Below are 12,469 nucleotides of genomic sequence, written 5' to 3'. Positions count from 1 at the left end.
CGCTGGCGCAGGGCCGAACCGTCGATGAACAGCACCATCAGCGCAATCATCGCCAGCACCACCGAGGCTACCGCCAGGGCACGCCACTGCGGGATTGCCACCACCGGGCCGTCGAAATTGAATTTCTGCTGGCGCTCGGCGTTGTACACGCCCCAGTAGGCGCCTACCGAACCCTCGTCGCTGGCCTTCCACGGCTGGTCATAGGCTTCGATGACGAAGTAGTTGTAGCCGCGGCGGTTGAGGGTGTTGACCAGGGTGCGCAGGTAGATGGCCTGGTCGGCCTGGGTGGCATCGGCGCCACCACGCATGCGGCCGTTGCTCGGCCAGCCGACTTCCGACAGCAGCAGGGGCTTGCGCGGGAACTGGTGCTTCAGCTCTCGCGCCCGGTCGAGGACGAACTCGACCGAGTCTTTCATCGGCACGAATTCCCAGTAGGGCAGGATGTGCGCGGCGATCAGGTCGACGTGCTTGGCCAGTTCGGGGTTTTCCTTCCAGATGTGCCACTGCTCACTGGTGGTCACCGGTACCTTGACGGCTGCGCGCACCCGGTCCAGGTATTTGATCAGGTTTTCCGGTGTCACCTCTTCACGGAACAGCGCCTCGTTGCCCACCACCACCCGCACCACGCTGCGCGAGGTATTGGCCAACTCGATGGCCGTGGCGATTTCGCGTTCGTTGCGCTCCAGGTCCGGGCTGATCCAGATGCCCAGGGTTACCCGCAGGCCGAATTCTTCGGCCAGCCGTGGAATATCCGCCTGTGTCCCCTCCACGGTGTAGATACGCACGCTGTCGGTCAGCTTGCTCAACTGCTCCAGGTCCTGGCGCATCTCGTCGTCATTGGGGTATTGGCCCTTCTGCGGGCTTTCACCCAGGCGGAATGGCGAATACGAGAAGCCAGAGATCTGCTCTGGCCAGGCAGGGGCGGATACCGGGCGGTTGATCAGCGCCCAGAACCCGGTGAACAGCGCGGCAATGGCCAGGACCACGACCAGGTTCAGGCCGAATTTACGTGAAGACATTGTCGTCCATATCTGTCGAAGTGATAGGACATTAAAGCAGGGTTGGTAGGCTCTTTCCTAACGATGCAGGCCAGCGGCCGGCTGGCATATAATGCGCGCCGGTTTTTTGGGGTATGAACATGAGCACAGAAGATCCACGCTTCGCCGGCGTTGCCCGGCTGTATGGCGACCAAGGGCTGCAACGCCTGGGCCAGGCCCACGTGGCCGTGGTCGGGATTGGCGGGGTAGGCTCGTGGGTGGCCGAAGCGCTGGCCCGCAGTGGCGTGGGCGAAATCACCCTGTTCGACCTGGACGATGTCTGCGTCAGTAATACCAACCGCCAGGCCCATGCCCTGGAGGGGCAGGTGGGGCGGCCCAAGGTCGAGGTCATGGCCGAGCGCCTGCGGGGGATCAACCCGGCGTGCACGGTGCATGCGGTGGCCGACTTCGTCACCCGCGACACCATGGTCGAATACATCACCGAGAACCTTGACTGCGTGATCGACTGCATCGACAGCGTCATGGCCAAAGCCGCGCTGATTGCCTGGTGCCGGCGGCGCAAGATCGCCATCGTCACCACCGGTGGCGCTGGCGGGCAGATCGACCCGACGCAGATCCAGATCGCTGACCTGAACAAGACCTTCAACGACCCGCTGGCCTCACGTGTTCGCTCAACGCTGCGTCGCGACTACAATTTTTCGCGTAATGTCAGCCGCAACTACGGCGTACCGTGCGTATTTTCCAGCGAACAGCTGCGCTATCCCAAGGGCGATGGCAGCGTTTGCCTGCAGAAGAGCTTCGTTGGCGAGGGTGTGCGGCTGGACTGTTCAGGTGGCTTTGGCGCGGTGATGATGGTGACCGCGACCTTTGGCATGGTGGCGGCGAGCAAGGCTGTCGAGAAGCTGGTCGCCGGGGCGCGGCGGCCTGCGGAGCGAGTAAAGCCTGAATAAACCGCGCTGCTTCTTCGCGGGTTCATCGAGGCGTCGAACCGTCGCGAAGAAGCCAGCGCCGATTCAATGGTCAGACGCCAACTCCGCCATCCTCTGCAACACCGCATGCAGCCCATTGCTACGCGATGGCGACAGCTGGCGCTCAAGCCCCAGCTCGGTGAACCACCCGCGCAGATCGAGCCCGGCCAGTTCTGCACTGGTCATCCCCTGCACCCGCACCAACAGCAAGGCCAGCAGCCCGCGCAACAAGCGGGCATCGCTGCTGGCCTTGAACCGCCACAGCCCCTCGACCTGCTCGGCCACCAGCCATACCAGGCTTTCGCAGCCATGCACCCGGTTGGCCTCGGTTTTTTCGGCGTCAGCCAGCGGTTGCAGGCGCTCGCCCCACTGCATCAGCAGCCGCGCGCGCTGTTCCCAGCCCTTGCCTTGGGCAAAGGCCTCCAGCGCCTGGCGTGCGTCTTCAGGCAGCCTCATCGCAACAGCTCCAGGCCTTGATCGAGCGCGGCGAAGAAACGCTGCAGGTCATCGCTGTCGCTGTACAAGCCCAGCGATACGCGGATCGCACCTTCCAGCCCCAAGCCTTGTAGCAGCGGCATGGCGCAATGGTGGCCGGCACGCACGGCAATGCCCTGTTCGGTGAGCATGTGGGCTATGTCGGCATTGTGCACACCGTCTATGACGAAGCTGGCCAAGGCCGCCTGCGGGGCGCCGATTACCCGCACGCCCTCGCGATCGGCCAGGCCGCGCAGCAGGTGCTGGTGCAGGCTGGTTTCATGGGCTTCGACTGCCTGGGCATCAAGGCTGGCCAGGTAGTCCAGGGTCGCGCCCAGGCCAATCACCCCGGCGATCGGCGGGGTCCCTGCCTCGAACCCCAGCGGCGCCGGGCGAAAACTGGCGCTCTGGTACTCGGCCAGTTGCACCATTTCGCCGCCGAACTGCCAATGACGCAGCATCGCCAGCGCCTGGCTGCGGCCATACAGTACGCCGACGCCGTCCGGGCCATACAGCTTGTGGCTGGAGAACACATAGAAATCACAGCCCAGTTGCTGAACGTCATGGCGGCCATGCACCACACCCTGGGCGCCGTCGACCACGGTCAGCGCCCCCTGGGCGCGGGCATGGGCCAGCAGCGCCGGCAACGGCTGCCAGGTACCCAGCACGTTGGACAGCTGGCTGATAGCGAGCACCCGGGTGCGCGGGCCGATCAGCTGCAGCGCCTGGTCCAGGTCGATGCGGCCGTGGATATCCAGCGGCAGTACCACCAGGCGCAGGTTGCGCCGGTGCGCCAGCTGTTGCCAGGGCAGCAGGTTGGCATGGTGTTCCAGGGCGCTGACGGCAATTTCGTCGCCGGCCTCGAAGCGGTGCTCCAGGCCGTAGGCCAGCAGGTTCAAGGCCGAGGTGGCGCCGTGAGTGAACACGATCTGCTGTGAGTCAGGCGCATTGAGCCAGGCGGCGACCTTGTCGCGGCTGGTTTCGAAGGCCTGGGTGGCCAGTGCGCCGGGCAAATGCTGGGCACGGTGCACGTTCGCCGCGCCATGGCCGTAGTAATGACTCAGGGCGTCGAGCAGGGGCTGCGGCTTCTGGGTGGTGGCGGCGCTGTCCAGGTAGGTCTGGTGCTGCCGTTGCAGGGCGGCGATGGCGGGAAAATCGGCACGCCAGGGGGAGGGCTGGAACATGTTAGCGGGGCCTGGAATGAAAAACGGGTCTGGCGTTGTGCCAGACCCGATCTTAACATCCCCAACGACTCAGTTGTGGGCGTGCAGTGCCTCGTTCAGCTCGATGGCCGACTTGTGAGTCTTGCACTCGACCGCGCCGTTCAGCGAGTTTCGGCGGAACAGCAGGTCGGTCTGGCCGGCCAGGTCGCGCGCCTTGACCACTTTGACCAGCTCGTTGTTCTCGTCCAGCAGGTTCACCTTGGTGCCGGCGGTGATGTACAGGCCGGCTTCGACGGTGTTGCGGTCGCCCAGCGGGATACCGATGCCGGCATTGGCGCCGATCAGGCAGCCTTCGCCCACCTTGATGACGATGTTGCCGCCACCGGACAGGGTGCCCATGGTCGAGCAGCCGCCGCCCAGGTCCGAGCCTTTGCCGACGAACACGCCAGCGGAAACGCGGCCTTCGATCATGCCCGGGCCTTCGGTGCCAGCGTTAAAGTTGACGAAGCCTTCGTGCATGATGGTGGTGCCTTCGCCAATGTAGGCGCCCAGGCGCACACGGGCGGTGTCGGCGATGCGCACGCCGGCCGGGACCACGTAGTCGGTCATCTTCGGGAACTTGTCCACCGAGAACACTTCCAGCAGCTCGCCCTTCAGGCGCGCTTCCAGTTGCAGCTCGGCCAGTTCGGCCAGGTCGACCGCGCCCTGGTTGGTCCAGGCCACGTTCGGCAGCAGCGGGAAGATACCGGCCAGGCTCACACCGTGCGGCTTGACCAGGCGGTGCGACAGCAGGTGCAGCTTGAGGTAGGCCTCAGGGGTGGAGCTGAGCGCGGCGTCTTCGGCCAGCAGGGTGGCGACCAGCGGCTTGTGGCTCTCGGCCAGGCGGGTCAGCAGGGCGGCCTGGGTGGCGTCCACGCCCTTCAGGGCTTCGGCCAGCTGCGCGGCCTGGCCATTGGTGAAGGCGATGGCCTGATTGCCGCCTTCATAACCAAGAACAGGGGCTACTGCGGCAACCAGCTCGGCGCTCGGGTTGAGCAGTGGTTGTGCGTAGAATACTTCCAGCCAGGTGCCCTGGCGGTTCTGGGAGCCGACACCGAAGGCCAGGCTGAACAGGGTATTGGACATGTGATTACCTCGTGCGAAATAGGGTAGGGGCTCAGGCCAGGGCAGCGGCGTACAGGTCGGGCTTGAAGCCGACCAGGGTACGCGCGCCAAGGTCGAGCACCGGGCGCTTGATCATCGACGGCTGGGCCAGCATCAACTCGACGGCCTTGGCCTGGTCGAGGTCGGCTTTGCTGGCGTCGTCCAGCTTGCGGAAGGTGGTGCCTGCACGGTTGAGGATGATTTCCCAGCCGTGTTCGTCGCACCAGCGGTTCAGGCTGTCACGGTCGATGCCTTGGGCTTTGTAGTCATGGAATTCGTAGGCGATGGCCTGGTCTTCGAGCCAGGTGCGCGCTTTTTTCATGGTATCGCAGGCTTTGATGCCGTAGAGCGTGTAGGTCATTGTGTGCATTGGGGATACAGGTTGCCCCAATTTCTCCATTTTTCGATTTCAGTCGCGGGATTATGCGGGAACGAAACAGTGAGCGCCACGGGTGTGCTTGCCTTGAGTCTTGCAGTGTGTCGGAGATCCAACGCCGCCCGCGCGGCGCATCGCCGGCAAGCCAGCTCCCACATCTGTTCCGGGCCAAGCACTCCTGCATCCTCCGCACTCGCGCCCTGGGTGCATGCCTGGAGGTTGCAGCAAAGCAGCAGCGCAACCTTCGATAGTGAAGGGAGCAGACAAGGGGGCGCGCGCCAATGCCACAGGTATGATTGGCCCGAAACAGATGTGGGAGCTGGCTTGCCGGCGACGCGCCGCGCGGGCGGCGCTCGATCTCACAGGCGCTGCACACCTCAAGGCATACACCCATGGGCAATACAGCCCGACCCTGCCCAATTACCAAACCGAAGTATCATCATGTTACACATTCATCCAACACCTGCGACTATCGTGCAGCGGTCCCCTATCCCCAGTCCCCGCTAACATATTGTTCCAATGGCGATGTTTCGCCCTGTTGTCGATTCTGGTTCACAAAGGAAGCCTTCCCGGATGCAGTCTGCCTACACCGTCCTGATCCTGCTGACGCTGGTCAGCCTGTCGAAGCTGGTCGGCCGCATGATTCCGCTGCCGTTGCCATTGGTGCAGATCGCCGCCGGCGCCTTGCTCGCATGGCCGACACTGGGCCTGCACGTAGCCCTGGACCCCGAATTGTTCCTGTTCCTGTTCTTGCCACCGCTGCTGTTCGCCGACGGCTGGCGCATTCCCAAACGTGAGTTGTGGCGCATCCGCGGTCCGGTGGTGGCGCTGGCCGTTGGCCTGGTGTTGTTCACCGTGGTCGGGGCCGGCTACTTCATTCACTGGCTGCTGCCGAGCATTCCGCTGCCGGTGGCCTTCGCCCTTGCCGCCGTGCTGTCGCCGACCGATGCCGTGGCGGTTTCGGCCATTGCCCAGGACCGCCTGCCCACCCCGCTGATGCATATGCTGCAGGGCGAGGCCTTGATGAACGACGCCACGGGCCTGGTGACTTTCAAGTTTGCCCTGGCGGCGGCGATTACCGGGGCGTTCTCGCTGGCCGACGCCAGCTTCAGCTTCGTCCTCGTGGCGCTGGGCGGCCTGGCTGTGGGCGTGGCCCTGAGCTGGCTGATCGGCCGTCTGCGCATGTGGATGATCACCCGTGGCTGGGACGACCCGGCCACCCACGTGGTGTTCATGCTGCTGTTGCCGTTTGCCGCCTACGTGCTGGCCGAGCGCCTGGGCGTGTCGGGCATCCTCTCGGCGGTAGCGGCCGGCATGATGCAGAGCTGGCTCGACCTGCTGCCACGGCAGACCAGCACCCGGCTGCTCAACCGCAGCGTCTGGTCGCTGCTGGAGTTTGCCTTCAACGGCCTGATCTTCCTGTTGCTGGGCCTGCAACTGCCGGACATCATCAAGGCCGTGGTCAGCCATGAAGCGACCCTCTGGCCGACACTGGCCTATCGCAGCCTGGACGTGGTGGCGATCTTCGCTGCGCTGATCCTGCTGCGGTTCATCTGGGTGCAGAGCATCTGGCGCGCCATTGGTGTGGTCCGTCGCTGGCGCGGCAAGCCGGCACTGGTGCTGATGCCGACGGCACGCTCGTGCTGGTTGCTGACCCTGGGCGGGGTACGCGGTGCGGTCACTCTGGCCGGTGTGATGTCGATCCCGTTGTTGATAGGGGCGGGCAACGCTTTCCCTGAACGTGACTTGCTGATCTTCATCGCGGCCGGGGTAATCCTGCTGTCGCTGATCAGTGCCTGCATCGCGCTGCCGATCCTGCTGCGTGGGGTGACCCAGAGCCCGGACGAGCGCTTGCAGAAAGAAGTGCAGGAAGCCTGGCGGCGCACCGCCGAGGCGGCGATCCATGCGCTGGAGGCAGAGGATGTGATTGACGCCAATGCCCCGCAGGATGCTGCGCAGGCGACCCTGGCGACCGAGCTGAAGGCACGCTTGATGGCTGAATACCGGGATGAACTGGACAGCTACAACGACAGTGCCGAAGCCAAGGCGCTCGCCGAGCAGATGGATCTGCTGGAGCGTAAGTTGCGCTTGCGGGCACTGAGGGCGCAGCGGTTGGAGCTGTACAACCTGCATCGCCAGCACGAGGTTGGGGATGAAGTGGTGCGGCAGGTGCTGGGTGAGCTGGATATGAGTGAGGCGAACCTCGGGTCAGTCAGGTAGAGCGTAGGGGCCGCAAAGCGGCCCCGGCAATCTTGACTGGCTGGCACAGGGTACTGCGCAGTCCTCAAGAACTATGCAGCCCTTGTTGAATCAGCGGTTCTGCAGGAACGCGCGAATCCGCTCCGCCGCCTCGATGCACTCGGCCAGCGGTGCGACCAGGGCCATCCGCACACGTCCTGCACCCGGGTTCACGCCGTCCACTTCACGCGACAGGTACGAACCCGGCACTACCGTGACATGCTGGGCCTCGAACAGGTCGCGGGTGAAATCGGCATCACAGCCCGGCACCTTGGCCCACAAGTAGAAGCTGCCGTCCGGGCGCTGTACGTCCATTACCGGTTGCAGGATATCCAGCACGGCATCGTACTTGGCGCGGTACTGGTCGCGGTTCTCGCGCACGTGCGCCTCGTCCTGCCAGGCGGCGATGCTGGCCAGCTGGGTTTGCACCGGCATGGCGCAGCCGTGATAGGTGCGGTACAGCAGGAACGGCTTGATGATCGAGGCGTCGCCGGCGACGAAGCCCGAGCGCAAACCTGGCAGGTTGGAGCGCTTGGACAGGCTGTGGAACACCACGCAACGCTTGAAGTCGCTGCGGCCCAGCTCGGCGCAGGCGCTCAACAGGCCCGGTGGCGGGGCGTCTTCGTCGAAGTACAGCTCGCTGTAGCACTCGTCGGCGGCAATCACGAAGTCGTGTTCGTCAGCCAGGGCAATCAGCTGCTTCAGGGTATCCATTGGCACCAGCGCGCCGGTGGGGTTGCCTGGCGAGCACAGGAACAGGATCTGGCAGCGCTTCCAGACGTCGGCGGGTACGGCGTCGAAGTCGGGGTTGAAGCCGTTGTCTTCCAGGCACGGCAGGTAGTGCGGGGTGGCACCGGCCAGCAGCGCTGCACCTTCGTAGATCTGGTAGAACGGGTTGGGGCTGATGACCAGGCCATCATCGGCGCGGTTGACCACGGCCTGGGTGAAGGCGAACAGCGCTTCACGGGTGCCGTTGACCGGCAGGATATTGCTGTCGGCGTGCAGCCAGCCAGCCGGTACGCCAAAGCGCCGCTCGCACCACTGGCCGATGGCCTGGCGCAGGGCGGGCAGGCCGAGGGTGCTGGGGTACACCGCCAGCTTGTCGAGGTTGTCGGCCATGGCCTGGGCGACGAACGCCGGCGATTCGTGCTTCGGCTCACCGATCGACAGGGCGATGGCGCGTTTGTCCGCCGCAGGCACAACACTGCCCAGCAGGGCGCGGAGCTTCTCGAACGGGTAGGGCTGAAGCTGGGTCAATGCATGGTTCATCGGCGCAAGGTCTCGTCAATCGTCTAGTCGTTAAAAATTCACGCGGGTAGGGCTGGCATCACTGGTCTGGCCGGCCTGCAGCTGCTGGACGATGGCTTCCTGCAGGCGGCTGCACAGTTGTGGGTCGGACAACGGCTGGTTGTCGGCATCGGTGATGAAGAACACGTCTTCGACCCGCTCGCCGAGGGTAGCGATCTTGGCGTTCTGCAGCGACAGGTCAAACTCCAGGAAGATCCGCCCCAGCCGGGCCAGCAGGCCTGGACGGTCGGGCGCGGTGATCTCGAGGATGGTCACCGGGCGCTGGGCATCGTTGAGGATGGTCACCTGCGGCGGGAAGTTGAAGTGCTTGAGCTGGCGCGGCACCCGGCGCTGGATGATGGTCGGGTAGTCCTCGGGGTTGCGCAGCGCTTCGGTCAGGCCGTCGCGAATCTGCCTGACCCGCTGCGGGTTGTCACCGATCGAGCCGCCATCGTTGTCCAGCACGATGTAGGTGTCGAGGGTGAACTGGCTGCTCGAGGTGATGATCCGCGCGTCATGGATGTTCAGGTTCAGCTGCGACATGGCCGCCACCGTCACAGCGAAGAAGTCGTGCTGGTCGGGGGCGTAGATGAAAATCTGCGTGCCACCCTCGAACTCGCGCTGGGTGGTTTCCTTGATCAGCACCAGCGGCCCACCATCGGCAGGTTGCTGCAGGATCGCGTCGGTGTGCCAGGCCACATCGCCGGCATTGTGCTTGAGGAAGTAGTCATCGCCAAGCTGCGACCACAGCTGCTCGACATCGTCCGGGTCGGTGCCTTCGCGTACCAGGATGTCCAGCGCTGCGGACTGCGTCTGGCGGATCTGTTCTTCGCGATCCAGCGGGTTTTCCAGGCCCCGGCGCAGCGCACGCTTGGTCTCGGAGTACAACTGGCGCAGCAGGCTGGCCCGCCACGAGTTCCACAGGCTGGGGTTGGTGGCGTTGATGTCGGCCACGGTCAGTACATACAGGTAGTCCAGGCGCGTCTCGTCGCCCACGTGCAGGGCAAAGTCGTTGATCACCTGCGGGTCGGACAAATCTTTGCGCTGGGCGGTGGTGGACATCACCAGGTGGTTCTGCACCAGCCACACGATCAGCCGGCTGTCCCAGGCCGGCAACTGGTGGCGTTCGCAGAATTTCTGCGCATCCACCGCGCCGATTTCCGAGTGGTCGCCCTGGCGACCCTTGCCGATGTCGTGGTACAGCCCGGCCAGATAGATCAGCTCGGGCTTGGGCAGGCGGCCCATCAGCTTGCTGGCCAGCGGGAATTTCTCGGACACCGGCGTGTATTGCAGCTTGCGCAGGTGCTTGATGAGGTTGAGGGTGTGCGCATCGACCGTATAGATGTGGAACAGGTCGTGTTGCATCTGCCCGACGATCAGGCCGAATTCCGGCAGGTAACGGCCAAGGATGCCGTAGCGGTTCATCCGCCGCAGGTTGCGGTGGATGCCGATTTCGCACTTGAACAGCTCGATGAACAGGCTGGTGTTGCGGATATCGGTGCGGAAGGTGTCGTCGATCAGGTGCCGGTGCTCGCGCAGCAGGCGTACGGTGTCGGCGCGCACGCCCTTGATCTCGGGGTGCTGGGCCATCAGCACGAAGATTTCCAGCATGGCGAACGGAGTGCGCTTGAACACGTTCGGCTTGCTGGCTTCTATGTAGCCGTCGTGCAGGCGGAAGCGTGCGTTGAGGGGTTGGGTAGTGCCGCTGTCATCGTCGGCGAGGATGACTTCCTCGAAATGCTGGATGATCAGGTCGCACAACTGGCTGATGCTCATCACCACCCGGTAGTACTGCTGCATGAACTGCTCGATGGCCCGCTTGGGGTTGTCGTCGCTGTAGCCAAGCAGCGCAGCAATGCTGCGCTGGTGGTCGAACAGCAGGCGGTCCTCGGCACGCCCGGCCAGCATGTGCAGGGCGTAGCGCACCTTCCACAAAAAGTCCTGGGACGAGGCCAGCAGTTCGTTCTCGCTCTCCAGCAAGAAGCCTTCGCCGGCCAGTGCGTGCAGGTTCAGGGTGCCGTACTGGCGGCGGGCCACCCACAGCACCGTCTGGATGTCGCGCAGGCCACCGGGCGAACCCTTCACATTCGGCTCGAGGTTGTACTCGGTGTCGTTGTACTTGTGGTGGCGGGCCTTGAGTTCGGCGCGCTTGGCCAGGAAGAAGTCTTTGCTGGGCCACATGTGCACGGTGCTGGTGACTTCGAGCATGCGCTGGCGCAGGGCTTCGGGGCCGGCGATGGTGCGGCTTTCCATCAGGTTGGTGATGACCGTGAGGTCGCGGGCCTGTTCGGCGCACTCGTCGACGGTGCGCACGCTCTGACCCACTTCAAGGCCGATGTCCCACAGCAAGGTGAGAAAACGCTCGATCGCGTCGCGGTACTGTTCGTGCTCGGCCGCACCCAGCAGGATCAGCAGGTCGATGTCCGAATGTGGGTGCAGTTCGCCGCGCCCGTAGCCGCCCACGGCCACCAGGGCGATGCCGCTGGGGTCGCCCCAGGCAAACTGGTTCCACGCCTGTTGCAGGATATTGTCGACCAGCCAGGCGCGGGCTTCGATCAGCGGGCGTATTTCACCACCCGCGCGGAAACGCTTGTCGAGCACCTCGCCGGCCTGGCGGATGGCTTTCTTGAAGGCGGCGATGGGGCTCGCCTTGAGGGCCAGTTCCGCCTGGAACTGGCCGCGGTCGAACAGCTCGGGGTCCACCTGGGGCATCGCGTCACGTTCCTGTCGGGGGTGGCTGCCGGCGTGCGGTCAGGCCGAGATGCGCGGGATGGTGTCGTCCTTGCGCAGGGTGAAGATCTCGTAGCCGGTCGCAGTCACCACCAGGGTGTGCTCCCACTGGGCCGAGAGCTTGCGGTCCTTGGTGATGGCGGTCCAGCCGTCACCCAGCACCTTGGTGTCGGCCTTGCCCTGGTTGATCATCGGCTCGATGGTGAAGGTCATGCCTTCTTTGAGTTCCATGCCGGTGCCGGCGCGGCCGTAGTGCAGAATCTGCGGCTCTTCGTGGAATACCTTGCCGATACCGTGGCCGCAGAACTCGCGTACCACCGAGAAGCCGTTCTTTTCCGCGTGCTTCTGGATCACTTCGCCGATGTCGCCCAGGCGGCAGCCCGGCTTGACCAGTTCGATGGCCTTGTACATGCATTCCTGGGTGACCTGGGACAGGCGCTCGGCCCATACCGGCACGGTGCCGACGTGGAACATGCGGCTGGTGTCGCCGTGGTAGCCGTCCTTGATCACGGTGACATCGATGTTCAGCGTGTCACCGTCCTTGAGCGGCTTGTCGTTGGGTATGCCGTGGCAGACCACATGGTTGATCGAGGTGCAGATCGACTTCGGGTAGCCCTTGTAGTTGAGCGGTGCCGGGATGGCCTGCTGGACGTTGACGATATAGTCGTGGCACAGGCGGTCGAGCGCTTCGGTGGTGACACCGGGCTTGACGTGCTCTTCGATCATTTCCAGCACTTCGGCAGCCAGGCGGCCAGCGATGCGCATCTTCTCGATGTCTTCTGCGGTCTTGATGGTGACGGTCATTACAGGCTCTCTACGGCGCCGTGCACGGCGCGAACAAACGGGAAAGGCCGGATTCTAGCAGAGCAGGGCGCCGATCGGTCGGGATAAAGGCGGCCATGCTGCTGTCTACAGCTGGCATTCTGGCGCGAAAGCCGGGGTGCTGCAAAAGCCGCTGACGGACGCAACAGTATTCGGGTTCCGTTCGCTCGCGGTCTGTGGTATAAAATGCGCCGCTTTCGGGGATGACCCCGTGAGCTTCAAACCCACACACGTGTCGACACGATGACCTGGGTGCCCCGATCTCTTCGG

General features: G+C 64.2%; 9 protein-coding genes and 1 pseudogene. 2 read left to right on the top strand and 8 right to left on the bottom strand.

The features are described 5' to 3' along the window. A pseudogene (locus HP547_RS20255) lies at nt 1-1,019 on the bottom strand (beta-(1-3)-glucosyl transferase); the annotation flags it as partial. A 119-nt stretch (nt 1,020-1,138) separates the two neighbouring features. On the opposite strand from HP547_RS20255, the gene tcdA reads away from it, so the two are divergent. Beyond that, complete coding sequence (tcdA, locus tag HP547_RS20250) at nt 1,139-1,948, top strand: tRNA cyclic N6-threonylcarbamoyladenosine(37) synthase TcdA (protein WP_172287255.1); 810 nt, start codon at nt 1,139-1,141, stop codon at nt 1,946-1,948. 63 nt (nt 1,949-2,011) lie between these two features. Here tcdA and HP547_RS20245 read toward each other — a convergent pair whose 3' ends face one another. From HP547_RS20245 to HP547_RS20230, 4 genes are all read right to left on the bottom strand, one after another. Further along, nucleotides 2,012-2,422, bottom strand: a complete 411-nt coding sequence (locus HP547_RS20245) for a SufE family protein (RefSeq protein ID WP_172227758.1) — start codon at nt 2,420-2,422, stop codon at nt 2,012-2,014. Further along, the gene (locus HP547_RS20240) at nt 2,419-3,624 is read right to left on the bottom strand and encodes a cysteine desulfurase (RefSeq protein WP_172227756.1); all 1,206 of its coding nucleotides are present in this window, start codon (nt 3,622-3,624) and stop codon (nt 2,419-2,421) included. The genes HP547_RS20245 and HP547_RS20240 overlap by 4 nt, the downstream gene beginning before the upstream one ends. Before the next feature lie 69 nt (nt 3,625-3,693). Then, nucleotides 3,694-4,728, bottom strand: a complete 1,035-nt coding sequence (dapD, locus tag HP547_RS20235) for a 2,3,4,5-tetrahydropyridine-2,6-dicarboxylate N-succinyltransferase (protein WP_172227754.1) — start codon at nt 4,726-4,728, stop codon at nt 3,694-3,696. 31 nt (nt 4,729-4,759) lie between these two features. After that, the gene (locus HP547_RS20230) at nt 4,760-5,107 is read right to left on the bottom strand and encodes an ArsC family reductase (protein WP_172227752.1); all 348 of its coding nucleotides are present in this window, start codon (nt 5,105-5,107) and stop codon (nt 4,760-4,762) included. 588 nt (nt 5,108-5,695) lie between these two features. On the opposite strand from HP547_RS20230, the gene HP547_RS20225 reads away from it, so the two are divergent. After that, nucleotides 5,696-7,342, top strand: coding sequence for a Na+/H+ antiporter (locus tag HP547_RS20225; protein WP_172227750.1), 1,647 nt, complete (start codon nt 5,696-5,698; stop codon nt 7,340-7,342). A 90-nt stretch (nt 7,343-7,432) separates the two neighbouring features. Here the strand turns inward: HP547_RS20225 and dapC are convergent, their stop codons facing one another. From dapC to map, 3 genes are read right to left on the bottom strand one after another with little or no spacing between them, the layout of a single operon-like run. After that, on the bottom strand, nt 7,433-8,629 hold the full coding sequence (gene dapC, locus HP547_RS20220) for a succinyldiaminopimelate transaminase (RefSeq protein ID WP_172227748.1): 1,197 nt from the start codon (nt 8,627-8,629) through the stop codon (nt 7,433-7,435). Nucleotides 8,630-8,659: 30 nt separating this feature from the next. After that, on the bottom strand, nt 8,660-11,359 hold the full coding sequence (locus tag HP547_RS20215) for a [protein-PII] uridylyltransferase (protein ID WP_172287254.1): 2,700 nt from the start codon (nt 11,357-11,359) through the stop codon (nt 8,660-8,662). A 39-nt stretch (nt 11,360-11,398) separates the two neighbouring features. After that, nucleotides 11,399-12,181: a type I methionyl aminopeptidase gene (gene map / locus HP547_RS20210; protein ID WP_172231877.1), complete on the bottom strand. Its 783-nt coding sequence runs from the start codon at nt 12,179-12,181 to the stop codon at nt 11,399-11,401. Nucleotides 12,182-12,469 lie beyond the last annotated feature (288 nt).

Origin of the sequence: Pseudomonas sp. CM27, assembly GCF_013179515.1 — a bacterium.
Lineage (GTDB): Bacteria > Pseudomonadota > Gammaproteobacteria > Pseudomonadales > Pseudomonadaceae > Aquipseudomonas.
This window is presented reverse-complemented; position numbering and strand designations above follow the sequence as displayed.